The following is a 14306-nucleotide window of genomic DNA, read 5'->3' on the forward strand; positions in this document are numbered from 1 at the left end:
CTGGGCCTCACCCCTGTGCGAACCGCTCCCGCAGTTCCCGTTTGAGGATCTTGCCGGCGGCGTTGCGGGGCAGCGCGTCGACGAACACCACCCGCTTCGGCGCCTTGAAGGGGGCGAGCCGCTCGCGGACGTGGGCGATCAGACCGGCCTCGGTGACCTCTCCGCGCGGGACGACGACCGCCGTGACGGCCTCGATCCACCGCTCGTCGGGCAGACCGATCACGGCGGCCTCGGCGACGGCCTCGTGCGTGTACAGCGCGTCCTCGACCTGGCGGGAGGCGACCAGGACCCCGCCGGAGTTGATGACGTCCTTCACACGGTCGACGACGGTGAAGTAGCCGTGCGCGTCCCGCACCGCGAGGTCCCCCGAGCGGAACCAGCCGTCGCGGAAGGCCTCGGCGGTCTCCTCGGGCTTGTCCCAGTACCCCTGGCACAACTGCGGTGAGCGGTAGACGATCTCCCCGGGTGTCCCGTCGGGGACGTCCTCGCCGTCCTCGTCGACCACCCGGGCGTCCACGAACAGCACCGGCCGGCCGCACGAGTCCATGCGCCCCTCGTGCTCGTCGGGGGCCAGGACCATGGCCAGCGGACCGATCTCGCTCTGCCCGAAGCAGTTGTAGAACGCCAGCCCCGGCAGCCGTCGTGTCAGCCGCTCCAGGACGGGCACCGGCATGACCGACGCCCCGTAGTACGCCTTGCGCAGGCCGCTCAGGTCGCGGGTGGCGAAGTCGGGGCGGTTCGACAGGGCGATCCACACGGTGGGCGGGGCGAACAGGCTGTCCACGCGGCCCGCCTCGACCAGGTCGAGGAGCCGGTCGCCGTCGGGGGCGTCCAGGATGACGTTGGTCGCGCCGACCGCGAGGTACGGCAGCAGGAAGACGTGCAGCTGCGCCGAGTGGTACAGCGGCAGCGCGTGCGCGGGCCGGTCCCCGGCGCCGAGGTCGAGGGCGGTGACGGCGCTCAGGTACGCGTGGACCAGGGCGCGGTGCGTCATCATCGCGCCCTTGGGCAGGGCGGTCGTGCCGGAGGTGTACAGCAGCTGCACCAGATCCTCGGCGCGCGGTCCGGGCCCTTCGTGCACGGGTGCCCCGGCCAGCCGCGTCAGCAGGCAGTCGGCGGTGTCGCGCAGGGCGAAGGTCCGTGTTCCGCCGGGGAGCCGGGCGGCGAGGTCCGGGTCGGCGAGGACCAGGGAGCTGCCGGACTGGCCGACGACGTAGGCGAGGTCGTCGCCGGTCAGGTGCTGGTTGACCGGCACGTGCACCAGGCCCGCGCGGGCGCAGGCGAGGAAGCCGATCAGGTAGGCGTCGGAGTTGCGGCCGTAGGCACCGACCCGGTCGCCCGGGGACAGCCCCTGGTCGAGGAGGACGCTCGCCGCGCGGGAGACGGCGGTGTCGAGCTCGCCGTACGTCCAGGAACGGTCGCCGTACTCGACCGCGACCCGCGCCGGGGTGCGCCGGGCGCTGCGCCGCACCACCGTGTCCACCGTGCTGCCGTGCCCGGGCATCGTCATGACAGACGATCCTGGGTTCGCCGGGCGGGGAGGTCAAGACGCGTCCGCCTCCCCGCCGCCGCGGGGCGCGCGACGCGACCGGGCCGGCGCACCGCCCCTCGCACGGCCCGGCGAGCACCGGTGCGCGGTGCGCGACGGCCGGCGCGTCCCCGTTCCCGGCGGCACCAGGTCCCCGGGCGTGGGGGCGAGGACGTGACGGCCTCGCCCGGGGCGGGGGTGGTCCGGGTGCGCGAGCGGCGGCGGGGCACGGGGCGGCGGATCCCCCGGGACGACGGAGGGAATCCTCCGACACCGCGTCAGATTCGCGGGCCGGTACGGCGGACATGCTTCCGGGGACGTCCGGGCGGCTCGGCGGAGGGATCCACGATGACCGAAGGCGCGGCAGACAGGGCGACGACGGCCGGCGGGCCGACCCGCCGCCACTTAGGCAGGAGCGCCCTGGTCCTGGGCGGAGCACTGGCCCTGGCGCCCTGGCCGGCCGGGCCGGCCGCCGCCGCGGACCGGGCGGGCGGACCCACTCTCCGGTACGGCTCCCCCGAGCGCGCCGGGCTCCTGGCCGCCCCCCTGCGCCGGCTCGTCACCGACGCCGAGGCGTTCCTCGGCCCCTCCCCCGAGCACCCCTGGTACGCCGGCGCCGTCCTGCTCGCCGGCCGCGGCGGCACCGTGGCGCTGCACGAGCCCATCGGCATGGCGGTGCGCTACCGGGCGTACGACGAGAGGACCGACACCGGCGTCGAGTTCCCGCCCGACCGGCAGATCCCCATGACCAGGGACACCGTCTTCGACCTGGCGTCGGTGTCGAAGCTGTTCACCTCGCTCCTCGCGGTGCAGCAGATGGAGCGGGGCCGGCTGGAGCTCCGGGCGCCGGTCGCGTCGTACCTGCCCGGCTTCGGCCGCGCGGGCAAGCAGGACGTGACCGTCCGTCACCTGCTCACCCACACCTCGGGGCTGCGCGCCTGGATCCCGCTGTACAAGGCGCCGACGTACGAGGGGAGGATCCGGCTCGTCCTCGACGAGGCACCCGTCGCCCCGCCGGGCACCGCCTACCTCTACTCGGACCTCAACCTGATCTCGCTCCAGCTCGTCCTGGAGCGGATCACGGGCCGCACCCTGGACGTCCTCCTGCGCGACGGGATCACCGGCCCGCTCGGGCTGCGCCGCACCCGCTACAACCCGCCCGCCTCCTGGAGGGCGCGGATCGCGGCGACGGAGGACGCGCGCGCACCGTGGTCCGGCCTGGACCGGGGACTGGTGTGGGGCGAGGTGCACGACGAGAACGCCTTCAGCCTCGGCGGCGTCGCGGGCCACGCGGGAGTGTTCTCCTGCGCGTGGGACCTGGCGGTCCTCGGCCGTACGCTGCTCGACGGGGGCGTGCACGGCCGGACGCGCATCCTGGCGCCGGAGTCGGTGGAGCTGCTGTTCACCGACTTCAACACCGCCTTCCCCGGTGACGAGCACGGTCTCGGTTTCGAGCTCTACCAGCACTGGTACATGGGCGCGATGGCCACGCCGCGCACCGCCGGCCACACCGGCTTCACGGGCACCTCGCTGGTGCTCGACCCGACGACCGACTCGTTCCTGGTCGTGCTCGGCAACTCCGTGCACCCGGTGCGCGGCTGGCGGTCCGGATCCGCGCCGCGGGTGGCCGCCGCGAACGCCCTGGCGCGCGCCGTACCGGTCCGCCCGGCACGGGGACGCACGGCCTGGTTCTCCGGGATGGCGAACGCCGCCACCGCCACCCTCGCCCTGCCCGCGCTGGACACCTCCGGCGGGGCCCGGCTGCGCTGCGCGCTGTGGTGGGACACCGAGCCGCGCTCCGACGTCCTGGTCCTGGAGGCCACGGCGGACGACGGCTCCACCTGGCGGGCCGTGCCGTTCACGACGGCGTGCCGGGACGGGGAGCCGCGGCGGCACCCGGCGGGCTCGGTCACCGGCTGGTCGGGCCGGGTGTGGCACCGGCTGACGGCGGACCTGCCCGCCGCCCGGCGGCTCACCCTGCGCTGGCGGTACGGCACGGACCGGCTGTACGTCGGCCGGGGCGCCTACGTCGACGGCCTGCGCGTGGAGGCGGCCGGCGGCGTCCTCTTCGACGAGGCGCGCCCCGCGGACGCGGCACGAGTGCGGGCCGAGGGCTGGACGCTCTCGGCCGACTAGCCGGGCGTCCTACTGGTTGAAGACGGCCTTCTGCACCTCGTTCGGTCCGTCGAAGCGGTCCTGCTTCAGACCGTCGAGGCGGCTGACGACCTCGTCGCCGGCCTTGTTCTTGCGGGCCTGCTCCACCAGGTGCTGCTTGTCCGTCGGGTAGTCCATGCCGCTGAGGGCCTTCTGCAGGTCGATCGGGCTGAGGTCGGCCATGGCAGCCTCCCGTGGGGGGTGATAAGGCCGCCCTCGGGGGGCGGCCGGGTCGTGCGGATGCCTTCGCTCTGACGGAGTGCCCCACCCGGCGGCAGCCATTCGGCCGCGCGGTACCGCGGTTCCTCAGGCGCCGTGTTCCTCCAGCACCGCCATGGCCGCGTTGTGCCCGGGCACGCCGCTCACCCCGCCGCCGCGCACCGCACCCGCCCCGCACAGCAGGACGTTCGGGTGCCGGGTCTCCACGCCCCAGCGGCCGGTGCCCTCCTGGGCATAGGGCCAGGCCAGGTCGCGGTGGAAGATGTGGCCACCGGGCAGCCATAGGTCGCGCTCCAGGTCGAGCGGGGTCCTGGCCTCGATGCAGGGCCGCCCGTCCGCGTCGGTCGCCAGGCAGTCGGCGAGCGGTTCCGCCAGGTGGGCGTCGAGCTGGGCGAGCGTCGCCGCCAGCAGTTCCTCCCGTACGGCGTCGTTGTCCGGGGCGAACAGCCGGGCCGGGGCGTGCAGGCCGAAGAGGGTGAGCGTCTGGTGGCCCAGGGCGGTCGGGCCGGGGCCGAGGACGGTCGGGTCGGTGAGCGAGTGGCAGTAGATCTCCGAGGGCGGCGCGGCGGGCAGCCGGCCCGCGGCGGCCTGGGCGTACGCGGTGGCCAGCTGCTCGTAGCCCTCGGCCACGTGGAAGGTCCCGGCGAACGCCTCGCGCGGGTCGACGGAGTCGTCCCGCAGCCTCGGCAGCCGCTCGAGCAGCATGTTCACCTTCAGCTGGGCGCCCTCGGCGGGAGGGGGCGGATCGTCGCCGGTCAGGGCCGCCAGCTGCTGCGGGGAGGCGTTCACCAGGACGTGCCGCGCGACGGCCGTGCCCTGGCCGCCGGCCGTGCGGTAGGCGACCTCCGCGGTGCGCCCGTCGGTGTCGATCCGGACCGCCTCGTGGCCGGTGGCGATCACGGCGCCGGCGGCGCGTGCCGCGGCGGCCAGGGCGTCCGTGAGGGCTCCCATGCCGCCCACCGGTACGTCCCAGGCGCCGGTGCCGCCGCCGATGACGTGGTAGAGGAAGCAGCGGTTCTGCTTGAGGGAGGGGTCGTGGGCGTCGGCGAAGGTGCCGATGAGGGCGTCGGTGAGGACGACTCCGCGCACCAGGTCGTCGGTGAAGCACTCCTCGATCGCGACCCCGATCGGTTCCTCGAACAGGGCCCGCCAGGCGTCCTCGTCGTCGACGCGGCGCCGCAGCTCCTCGCGGGTGGGCAGCGGCTCGGTGAGAGTGGGGAAGACCCGCCGGGCGACGCGGCCGGTCAGGGCTTGGAAGCGCCGCCAGGCCCGGTACTCGCGGTCGGAGCCGGTGAGCCGGGCGAACGCCTCCCGGGTCCGCTGCTCGCCGCCGCCGACGAGCAGGCCGGTGGGCCGTCCGCCGCGTTCGGCGGGCGTGTAGGACGAGACGGTGCGGGTGCGGACCCGGAAGTCCAGGTCCAGGTCCCGGACGATCTTCCGGGGCAGCAGGCTGACCAGGTACGAGTACCGGGAGAGCCGGGCGTCGACCCCGGCGAACGGCCGCGTCGACACCGCCGCGCCGCCGGTGTGCCCCAGCCGTTCCAGCACCAGCACGGAGCGTCCGGCGCGGGCCAGGTAGGCGGCGGCGACCAGGCCGTTGTGGCCTCCTCCGACGACGACGGCGTCGTACGTCCGGCCGGTCCGGGGTCCCTCGTGTGCGGTCATGGTTCTTGGTAGCACGCGGTGATCCGCACCGGCCAGGGGTGCCCCGCCGGCCGCCGCGCCCCGGCCGGGCCGTCCGGTCAAGGGCCGTCCGGCACCGGTTGCCGCCGCAGGGCCGTCGTCACCCGGCGGTACAGGTCCGTGGCTTCGGGGCCGCGGCCGAGTTGTGCCAGGCAGCGCGCCTCGTCGGTGCGGGCGGCGAGGGCGGTGGGATGGCCGGGGCCGAGGGCGCGCTCGCGGGCGGCGAGCACCGACGTGTAGACCCGGTGGGCGTCGCGGGACCGGCCCAGCCGGCCGAGCACGTACGCCATCTCCTGGCGGGCGGCGAGCGTGTCGGGGTGGTCCGGGCCGAGCAGCCGGATCCTGGCCTCGGTGACGTGCTTGTACTCGCGCAGCGCGTCGGCGGCGCGGCCGGTGCGGCCGAGGGTGAGGGCGACCTCGTAGCGGCTGGCGAGGGTGTCCGGGTGGTCCGGGCCGAGGAGGTGTGCGCGTTCGGCGGCGACAGCGCGGTGCAGCTCCCCCGCCTCCGCCCAGCGGCCGAGCCGCCCGAGGCTCAGGCCCGCGTCGTGCCGGGCGGCCAGGGCCCGGGGCGGCGGGGCGGCGGGGCGGGCCGCTCGTGCGGTCCGGGGCCCGTCGGCGGTCCGGTGGCGGGCCGGGCGGTCCACGCGTCGGACAGGCCGGCCGCCGGGTCCGGGGGCGCGGTGCGCCGGCCGGCGCCGACCGCCTTGCGGCCGGTGGTCATGCCGCGCGTCCAGGACGGCAGCCGCCCTTCGCCGGCCGCGGCCACGGCCCCGGATCCGGGCCGGGCCGCCGCCGCGGCCGGCGCGTACGCGGGGGCCGCCCGGTGCGCGCCGATCCGGCGGACCAGCTCGCGCGCGTCCTGCGGGCGTTCCGCCGGCTCCTTGGCCAGCAGGTCCAGGATGATCCGCTCGAGGTGCCCGGGCAGTTCGGGACGGTGCTCGCGCAGCGGTCGCGGCGGGGTGTCGCGGTGGCCGAGGAGGACGGCCCACGCGTCGCCGAGGTCGAACGGCGGCGCCCCGGTGGCGAGCTCGTACAGCACGCACCCGAACGAGTACAGGTCGCTGCGCCGGTCGACCTCGTCGCCGCCGATCTGCTCGGGCGACATGTAGTGCGGGGTGCCCATCGTGATGCCGGTGCCGGTCAGCCGGGAGGTGAAGCCGATGTCGTGGCCGAGGCGCGCGATGCCGAAGTCGCAGATCTTCGCCGTGCCGTCGCCGAGCCGCACGATGTTCGCGGGCTTCAGGTCGCGGTGCACGACGCCCTGGTCGTGGCAGTAGGCGAGGGCGGCGGCGACCTGTCCGGCGATCTCGAGGACCTCGGCGACGGGCAGCGGGTGGTGCTCGTTGTCCTCCAGCAGCTGGCTGAGGTTTCGTCCCTCCAGCAGCTCCATCACCAGGTAGAGCTGGCCGTCGGACTCGCCGAAGTCGTGCACGACGGTGATCCCGCGGTGCTGCAGGGCGGCGGCCACCCGGGCCTCGCGCCGGAACCGCTCCCGCAGCACACCCGCGAGGGAGCGGTCGTACGGCGTTGCGAGCGGCTTGAGGCACTTGACGGCGACGTGCCGGCCCAGTGACTCGTCCCGCGCCCGCCACACCTCGCCCATGCCGCCGCGCCCGATCGGATCGAGCAGCCGGTACCGGCCGTGGATCAGCCTGCTGTCCCCCATCTGACGCGCCCGCCCCCGTCGCTGTCTGAGGTGCCCTCCCCTGGCCCGTCCAGTATGGCCGCCTGCCACCCGGTTCTGTACGGTGCCGGACGTGGATCGGGGCCGGGTCCGGCCATGGCACGCGGGATGCGTCCGGACCGGAGCCGTCGGCGCGGACCTGCGGGGACGCCGTGCACCCCGGTGCCCGTGAGGCGCGGTCGGCGGGAGGCGGCGGGTGCGGGTGCGGGGGCCGGAGTGCCGTACGACTCGTGGGCGGACGGCGGCGGGGCGGCGCACGACGGGTCGCCGGCCGTCGCCGGAGCACCCCGCGCGGCGGGACCGGCACGGGGCGCGCCACGGACCGGCACGGCGCGCGCTCACCCGCCAGCGGCCAGCCGCCAGCCGTCAGCCGTCAGCTCAGGGTCTGGAGGAAGTCCGTGCAGACCCGCGCGCACGCGCGGCACGCCGCCGCGGCCTCCTCCGCGCCCGGGTGCGCGTCGAAGACGTGCGCGCTCTCCAGGCACACCGTCCGGCACCACTCCACCTGCGCCCGGATGGTGGCTTCGTCCACCTGGTTCTGCTCGGACAGCACACGGCAGGTCGTGTCGCACACCTCCGCGCACATGATGCCCTTGCGTCGTACGAGTTCCTGGTTCTCGGTCCCGTCCGGATCCACGAGGCTCGCGCGCAGGGCACACGCCCGCGCGCACTCCGTGCACGCCTGGGCGCACGCGAAGCGGTCCTCCAGGAACCGGAACAGCTCCTGCTGGGATGTCGTCGAAGTCACACCGCGCGGGTAGCCGCGGCCCCTGCGGTCAAACCCGGGCCCGGCGAGGGCCGCGTGCGATTTTCCGGCACCGGCGCCGACCACCCGTCGGAGGCGACGTCGGGGGCGGCGTCGGGGCGGCCGCAGCGGCGAGGACCTCGGCGAGCGGGTCTCCGGGAGGCACCTGCACGACGTCGCCGGGCGCCTCGGCGCCTGGGGGCGGTCGTGGATGCCGCAGGGGGGAGCCGGCGGACGCGCCCCGCGGGGCGAACCGTTCCCGGACCGGGGCGGCGCGGGAGAGGTGAGCCGGTTCATACGCGGTACCAGGGGTACTCGCGTGCCATGAATACCGCATGGATGGAGCTGGCCGCGGGCCGGGGCGCCCTCGGCGTCGGACTGATCGTGGCGGGTGTGGTGGTCGTGGCCCTGCTGCTGGGCGCCTTCGTCCTGGGCGTCCGCGTGATGCGCCGGGAATCGCCGGCGCCGCGCCCCGAGGAGCAGCCCCGCATGCCGGACGGGGGCCCGGTCCGTGAGACGCAGGAGCACCGCGAGGCCGACGAGATGCCCAAGAGCGACACCCGCCTGACGCCGCACGAGCTGAAGGGCCACGGCAACATGGGCGACCAGACGAGCCCGTCGCAGGAGCGGCCCCGTTGGAACGAGGGCAGCAGCGGCGGCTTCGGCAGCGGCGGGTCCGGAGCCCGCTGAGCCGCACCACCCTGCCGCCGCACGGCACTCCCGGCCGGTCCGGTGAGCCGAAAGGCGGGTGGGTACAGGACTTACCGGCACCGCCCGCACGGCACCCCGTGCGCCAGGTGCCGCAGAGCAGGAACGAAGGGGCCCGAGCTGCAGCTCGGGCCCCTTCGCCGTGCCCGGCACATCCCCGGTACGGCGTCACCGTCCCCCGGCCGGCCCGGGGCGCCCGTCCACGGGCAACGGGAGTGAGGCGGATCACACGCCCGGAGTGCAGCGTGGGGCGGGGTCCAGCGTCTTTAGCAGGGGTGTAAGGGGTCCATGAGACGCAGGACGGTGGGGATGGCGCGGTTTCGGGCAGACGGCTTCGACGAGTTCGTGGCTGCCCGGTGGTCGGCGTTGCTCCACGTCGCGCGTCTGCTCACCGGCGGCGACCGGCAGCGCGCCGAGGACCTGGTGCAGGAGGCCCTGGTCAAGCTCTGGTTCGCCTGGCCGAAGGTCGCCGAGCAGGCTCCGGAGGCGTACGTCCGGCAGGTCCTGGTGCGGATGGCGGCGCGTTCGGCGCGGCGGCGCTGGTGGGGCGAGCGCCCGGTCGAGCAGCTGCCCGACCGGGCCGAGCCGGGGGACGTCTCGTCCACCGTGGCCGAACGCTCGCGGCTGGAGGCCGCCCTGGCCCTGCTGTCGCCGCGGCAGCGGGCCGCGGTGGTGCTGCGCTACTACGAGGACCTGCCCGAGGCCCAGGTCGCGCAGGCGCTGGGCTGCCCGGTGGGCACCGCCCGCTCCCACGCCTCGCGCGGAGTCGCCCGGCTGCGGCAGCTGCTGTCCGACACCGTCAGGACCGTGGGGTGAAGGGAGACGCCATGGACGACTTCGAGCGGGAGCTGGCGCAGCTGATGCGCGGCACCCGGCAGCACACCCCCTTCGCGGCCCGGGACCGGCAGCGGCTGCACGAGGGCATCAGGGCCCGGCGCCGCGTCCGGCTGCTGTGGCGGGCGGGCGGCTCGGCCGCCGCGGCGGCCGGGCTCGGCGTCGTGCTCGCGGTGCTGCCCGGCGTGTTCCCCCGGCCGCAGCCCGCCGATCCCGGGCCGCGGCCGGCGACGGGTCCCACGCCCACGGTCACCGCGGGACCCACCACCCGGGCCCCGGTCCCGGACCCGGGTACGACCACGTCCCCGCCCCCTCCGGTCACGCCGCCCGCCGTCACCGGCGGTGACGGCGGCACGGCCCCGGCGGGCACGACGGATCCGGCCACCGCCCAGCCGCCCCCGACGGCCTCCGCGAGCCGGACCCCGACGGCACCGCCCGCGTCCCCCACACCCCCCGCCTCCCCGACGCCGACGACGGCCCCGCCGCCGGCCGGGCGGACGCAGGAGCCCTCCGCCTCGGCCGACGTCGGGGCGGAGGCGGCCGAGTAGGGGCCGCGCCGGCCCCGCCCGCCCGTGGGCGCCCCACCGCCCGGGCCCGTCATCCCGCCATTCATCCCCTTGGGCGCCCTCGGCATTCCGTGGGCCGGAAAGAGACTGTGGACCAGCCATGAGAACCGCAAGGCGGTCGGCCCCGGCCGGCCGCCCGACCTCCGTGCCGCCTCCGGCCCCGGCGGCGCTGCCGCGCCGCGCCCCGCTGCCCGCGCACCACCCGGACCCGGTCCTGGACGTGGTCGTCCCCGTGTACAACGAGGAGAACGACCTGGAACCCTGCGTCCGACGCCTCCACGCACACCTCGCGGAAACCTTTCCGTACTCCTTCCGCATCACCATCGCGGACAACGCCAGCACGGACGGCACCCCGCGGATCGCCGCCCGGCTGGCCGCGGAGCTGCCCGGCACCGACTGGATCCGGCTGGCCGAGAAGGGGCGGGGCCGCGCGCTGCACGCCGCCTGGTCGCGCTCCTCCGCCCCGGTGCTCGCCTATCTGGACGTGGACCTGTCCACCGACCTCGCGGCCCTGCTCCCGCTGGTCGCGCCCCTGATCTCGGGCCACTCGGACATCGCCATCGGCACCCGGCTGGCCCGCGGCTCCCGGGTGGTGCGCGGCCCGAAGCGGGAGTTCATCTCCCGCTGCTACAACACGCTGCTGCGCGGCACGCTCGCCGTGGGGTTCTCCGACGCGCAGTGCGGGTTCAAGGCGGTGCGGCGCGACGTCGCCGAGCGACTGCTGCCGCTGGTGGAGGACCGGGCGTGGTTCTTCGACACCGAGCTGCTGGTGATCGCCGAGCGTGCCGGGCTGCGCATCCACGAGGTGCCGGTGGACTGGGTGGACGATCCCGACAGCCGGGTGCGGATCGTGTCCACGGCACTGGCCGACCTGCGGGGCATCGCCCGGCTGGGCCGGGCCCTGGCCTGCGGCAGGCTGCCCCTCGGCGCGCTGCGCCGCGGCGGCGGGCACGACGACGGCCCGGAGCTGCCGCCCGGCCTGGTCCCCCAGCTGCTGCGGTTCGCGACCGTGGGCGTCGCCAGCACCCTGTTCTACCTGCTGCTGTACTCCGCGCTCCGGCCGGCGGCCGGGCCGCAGGCCGCCAACGCGCTCGCCCTGCTGGCCAGCGCGCTGGCCAACACCGCCGCCAACCGCCGGCTCACCTTCGGCATCCGGGGCCGGGGCGGCGCCGTGCGCCACCAGCTCAAGGGCCTGGCCGCCTTCCTGGTCGGCCTGGCGCTCACCAGCGGCTCGCTGGCGGTCCTGCACCACGCCGCGCCCGCGGCCGCGCCCCGCGTCGAGCTCGCCGTGCTCGTCGCCGCCAACCTGGCCGCCACCCTGGTGCGTTTCCTCCTCTTCCGGGCCTGGGTGTTCCCCGGCCGTCCCGCCCGCCGTAAGACAGGACCCGCCTCGTCATGACCACCGCCCCGGCCCACCCGGCCGATTCGCGCCCCTGCGGGGACGACCGGCCCGGCCGCCTCCCCGCCGGCCCGGACCTGCGCCGGCGTCTGCGCCGCGCCGCCGCGCACCACGGGCCGGTGCTGGCGACGTACGGCGTGCTGAAGCTCGCCGGCTTCGCCGTCTTCCTGTACCTGCTGGACTCCGCGGGCGACTTCCGCGAGAAGCACCCGCGCTTCGGCGGCGGCGCCCACCCCTGGGACGTGCTGGGCAGCTGGGACGGCTGGTGGTACCAGCAGGTCGCCCTGCACGGCTACGACCCCGCCCTGGAGCCGCTGCCCGGCGCCACCGGTCTGATCACCCTGGAGGGCAACTCGGCGGCGTTCTTCCCGCTGTACCCGGCGCTGATGCGGCTGGTCTCGGAGTGCACCGGCCTCGGCCCCTACGGCGCCGGCATGACCGTCTCCGTCCTCGCCTCCTTCGTGGCGGCGCTCGGCGTCCACGCCGTCACCGCCCGGCTGGCCGGGCGCCGGGCGGGTCTGATCGCCGTGGGCCTGTGGGCGGTCTGGCCCGGTTCCGGCGCGGAGTGGGCGGTGTACTCCGAGTCCCTGTACGTGGCCCTCGCCTCCTGGGCCTGTCACGCGGTCATGACCCGCCGCTGGCTCACCGCCGGCGTCCTGACCTTCACGGCCGGGCTCAGCCGCCCCACCGCCGTCGCCCTGGCGGCCGCGCTCGCGGTGGCCGCGCTGCTCGCCCTGTACCGCCGCCGGGACGGCGTCGTCCGCCCGCTGGCCGCGGTGGCGATCGCCCCGCTCGGGCTGGCCGGCTACCTGGGCTGGGTCGGCCACCGCATGGGCGACTGGAACGGCTACTCCAAACTCCAGGACGGCGCCTGGGCCCACAAGTTCGACTACGGACGGCACACCCTCGACGTGCTCTCCTCCGTCCCGGTGGGCCACTTCGACTACCTCTTCGCGATGGCCTTCCCGGACGTGATCGGGGTCGGTGTGGTGCTGCTGGTGCCGGTGCTGACGGTGCTGCTGCTCCAGTTGCGCCCGCCCGCCGTGCTCGTCGTCTACACGGTGGTGTCCTTCGCCATGGTGATGGGCACCCAGCAGTACTTCGCCAACGTCTCGCGCTACCTGCTCCCCCTCTTCCCGCTGTTCGTCCCCGTCGCCGCCGGCCTGCGCCGCCTCACCCTGCCGTCGCTGGCCGCGCTGCTCGGCGTGGCGGCGCTGGCCTCCGGCTCCTACGCGGGTTACATCCTGTTCGAACTGGGTGTCCCCTAGGAGTGCTTCGTCAGGTCCTGCCCGGACTCCCGTCGCGCGGGCGGCCGGCTCACATGTTGATCATGTGTCCGGCGAGTCCGTGGACCGCCTCCTTGACCGCCTCGCCCAGGGTCGGGTGGGCGTGGACGTTGCGGGCGACCTCGTGGACGGTGAGGTCCCACTGCTGGGCCAGGGTCAGTTCGGGCAGCAGCTCGGTGACGTCCGGGCCGATGAGGTGGCCGCCGATCAGCTCGCCGTGCCGGGCGTCGCTGATGAGCTTCACGAAGCCCGTGGAGTCGCCCAGGCCGTGCGCCTTGCCGTTCGCGGTGAACGGGAACTTCGCCACCTTCACGTCGAAGCCCCGCTCGCGTGCCTGCGCCTCGGTGTAGCCGAAGCTGGCGATCTGCGGCTGGCAGTAGGTGGCGCGCGGGATCATCGCGTAGTCCAGTTCCATCGTCTCGGCGTCCGCGAGGGTCTCGGCGGCCACCACGCCCATCGCCTCGGCGGTGTGCGCCAGCATCAGCTTCGCGGTGACGTCACCGATGGCGTAGATGTGCGGGACGGAGGTGCGGCAGCGGCCGTCGACGTCGATCGCGCCGCGCTCGGTGACGGCCACGCCGGTGTTCTCCAGACCGTAGCCGGTGACGTTCGGGGCGAAGCCGATCGCCTGGAGCACCTTGTCGGTCTCCAGCACCTGCTGGGAGCCGTCCTTGCCGGTGACGGTGACGCGGACCCGGGGGCCGGACTCGTCGATGGCGTCCACCCGGGTGGAGGTGAGCACGTCGATGCCCAGACGGCGGTACTGCCTGGCGAGTTCGGCGGAGACGTCGGCGTCCTCGGTCGGGGCGATGCGGTCCAGGAACTCCACGACCGTGACCTTCACGCCGTAGTGGTGCAGCACGTAGGCGAACTCGATGCCGATGGCGCCGGCGCCCGCGATGACCATGGACTGCGGCAGGTCCTCGGCGAGGATCTGCTCCTCGTACGTCACCACGCGGGAGGTGCGGCGGGTGCCGGGGAGCAGCCTGGGGGTGGCGCCGGTGGCGATGACGCAGTGGTCGAAGCCGATCGTGCGGGTGGTGCCCTCGTAGTCGGTCACCTGGAGGGTGTGCGGGTCGAGGAACGTGCCGCGGCCTTCGTACTCCGTGATCCTGTTCTTCTTCATCAGGTAGTGGACGCCCTTGACCCGGCCGTCGGCGACCTTGCGGCTGCGGCGGAACGCCTCGCCGTAGTCGAAGGAGATCTGCCCGTCGACCCTGATGCCGAAGGTCTTGGCCTCGCGGGTGAGGATGTGCGCGAGCTCGGCGTTGCGCAGCAGCGCCTTGGTCGGGATGCAGCCCACGTTCAGGCAGACGCCGCCCCAGTACTTCTCCTCCACGACGGCGACGCGCCGGCCCAGCTGGGCGGCGCGGACGGCGGCCACGTAGCCGCCGGGCCCCGCTCCGAGGACCACGACGTCGAAGTGCTCGTCCTGCTCGACCATGGGGAGTTCCCTTCTCACCGGGTGGCCTCGGGCATCAGGCCGGTCCGGCCGGCCCC

General features: G+C 75.3%; 11 protein-coding genes and 1 pseudogene. 6 read left to right on the top strand and 6 right to left on the bottom strand.

Annotated features, from left to right (window positions below):
* Window positions 1-7 precede the first annotated feature (7 nt).
* Window positions 8-1510 carry an acyl-CoA synthetase gene (locus AB0L29_RS20405; protein WP_365829040.1) on the bottom strand — a complete coding sequence of 501 codons (1503 nt, stop codon included), beginning with the start codon at window positions 1508-1510 and terminating at the stop codon, window positions 8-10.
* Window positions 1511-1876: 366 nt separating this feature from the next.
* Between AB0L29_RS20405 and AB0L29_RS20410 the strand changes: the two genes are divergently transcribed.
* Window positions 1877-3664, top strand: coding sequence for a serine hydrolase (locus AB0L29_RS20410; RefSeq protein WP_365829042.1), 1788 nt, complete (start codon window positions 1877-1879; stop codon window positions 3662-3664).
* Between the two features lie 9 nt (window positions 3665-3673).
* Here the strand turns inward: AB0L29_RS20410 and AB0L29_RS20415 are convergent, their stop codons facing one another.
* From AB0L29_RS20415 to AB0L29_RS20430, 4 genes and pseudogenes are all read right to left on the bottom strand, one after another.
* Window positions 3674-3865, bottom strand: coding sequence for a DUF2795 domain-containing protein (locus tag AB0L29_RS20415; RefSeq protein ID WP_365829044.1), 192 nt, complete (start codon window positions 3863-3865; stop codon window positions 3674-3676).
* A 123-nt stretch (window positions 3866-3988) separates the two neighbouring features.
* The gene (locus tag AB0L29_RS20420; RefSeq protein WP_365829046.1) at window positions 3989-5566 is read right to left on the bottom strand and encodes an NAD(P)/FAD-dependent oxidoreductase; all 1578 of its coding nucleotides are present in this window, start codon (window positions 5564-5566) and stop codon (window positions 3989-3991) included.
* Between the two features lie 152 nt (window positions 5567-5718).
* Window positions 5719-7250: pseudogene (locus AB0L29_RS20425) on the bottom strand (protein kinase); the annotation flags it as partial.
* A 391-nt stretch (window positions 7251-7641) separates the two neighbouring features.
* Window positions 7642-8016 carry a ferredoxin gene (locus AB0L29_RS20430; RefSeq protein ID WP_365829048.1) on the bottom strand — a complete coding sequence of 125 codons (375 nt, stop codon included), beginning with the start codon at window positions 8014-8016 and terminating at the stop codon, window positions 7642-7644.
* A 321-nt stretch (window positions 8017-8337) separates the two neighbouring features.
* Here AB0L29_RS20430 and AB0L29_RS20435 point away from each other — a divergent pair, with 321 nt between their 5' ends.
* The 5 genes from AB0L29_RS20435 to AB0L29_RS20455 all read left to right on the top strand — a co-directional run bounded on the left by AB0L29_RS20435 (window position 8338) and on the right by AB0L29_RS20455 (window position 12788).
* On the top strand, window positions 8338-8703 hold the full coding sequence (locus AB0L29_RS20435; protein WP_365829050.1) for a DUF6479 family protein: 366 nt from the start codon (window positions 8338-8340) through the stop codon (window positions 8701-8703).
* Window positions 8704-9030: 327 nt separating this feature from the next.
* A complete protein-coding gene (locus AB0L29_RS20440) occupies window positions 9031-9537 on the top strand; it encodes a SigE family RNA polymerase sigma factor (RefSeq protein ID WP_365829214.1) in 507 nt (168 codons plus the stop codon).
* Between the two features lie 11 nt (window positions 9538-9548).
* A complete protein-coding gene (locus AB0L29_RS20445; RefSeq protein ID WP_365829052.1) occupies window positions 9549-10103 on the top strand; it encodes a cellulase in 555 nt (184 codons plus the stop codon).
* Window positions 10104-10221: 118 nt separating this feature from the next.
* Window positions 10222-11520, top strand: a complete 1299-nt coding sequence (locus tag AB0L29_RS20450; RefSeq protein WP_365829054.1) for a dolichyl-phosphate beta-glucosyltransferase — start codon at window positions 10222-10224, stop codon at window positions 11518-11520.
* The gene (locus AB0L29_RS20455) at window positions 11517-12788 is read left to right on the top strand and encodes a hypothetical protein (RefSeq protein ID WP_365829056.1); all 1272 of its coding nucleotides are present in this window, start codon (window positions 11517-11519) and stop codon (window positions 12786-12788) included. Before AB0L29_RS20450 ends, AB0L29_RS20455 begins: the two co-directional genes overlap by 4 nt.
* Before the next feature lie 49 nt (window positions 12789-12837).
* Here the strand turns inward: AB0L29_RS20455 and lpdA are convergent, their stop codons facing one another.
* Window positions 12838-14250, bottom strand: coding sequence for a dihydrolipoyl dehydrogenase (lpdA, locus tag AB0L29_RS20460; protein WP_365829058.1), 1413 nt, complete (start codon window positions 14248-14250; stop codon window positions 12838-12840).
* Between the last annotated feature and the right edge of the window lie 56 nt (window positions 14251-14306).

It is taken from the genome of Streptomyces sp. NPDC052701 (assembly GCF_040678355.1).
In the GTDB taxonomy this organism is placed as follows: Bacteria; Actinomycetota; Actinomycetes; order Streptomycetales; family Streptomycetaceae; genus Streptomyces.

Bases quoted from the DNA above. Each gene is read 5' to 3' on its own strand.
- AB0L29_RS20455 (WP_365829056.1), top strand. From the start codon at position 11,517: ATGACCACCGCCCCGGCCCACCCGGCCGATTCGCGCCCCTGCGGGGAC.
- AB0L29_RS20440 (WP_365829214.1), top strand. From the start codon at position 9,031: ATGGCGCGGTTTCGGGCAGACGGCTTCGACGAGTTCGTGGCTGCCCGG.
- AB0L29_RS20450 (WP_365829054.1), top strand. From the start codon at position 10,222: ATGAGAACCGCAAGGCGGTCGGCCCCGGCCGGCCGCCCGACCTCCGTG.
- AB0L29_RS20410 (WP_365829042.1), top strand. From the start codon at position 1,877: ATGACCGAAGGCGCGGCAGACAGGGCGACGACGGCCGGCGGGCCGACC.
- AB0L29_RS20435 (WP_365829050.1), top strand. From the start codon at position 8,338: ATGAATACCGCATGGATGGAGCTGGCCGCGGGCCGGGGCGCCCTCGGC.
- AB0L29_RS20445 (WP_365829052.1), top strand. From the start codon at position 9,549: ATGGACGACTTCGAGCGGGAGCTGGCGCAGCTGATGCGCGGCACCCGG.
- AB0L29_RS20415 (WP_365829044.1), bottom strand. From the start codon at position 3,865: ATGGCCGACCTCAGCCCGATCGACCTGCAGAAGGCCCTCAGCGGCATG.
- lpdA (WP_365829058.1), bottom strand. From the start codon at position 14,250: ATGGTCGAGCAGGACGAGCACTTCGACGTCGTGGTCCTCGGAGCGGGG.
- AB0L29_RS20420 (WP_365829046.1), bottom strand. From the start codon at position 5,566: ATGACCGCACACGAGGGACCCCGGACCGGCCGGACGTACGACGCCGTC.
- AB0L29_RS20405 (WP_365829040.1), bottom strand. From the start codon at position 1,510: ATGACGATGCCCGGGCACGGCAGCACGGTGGACACGGTGGTGCGGCGC.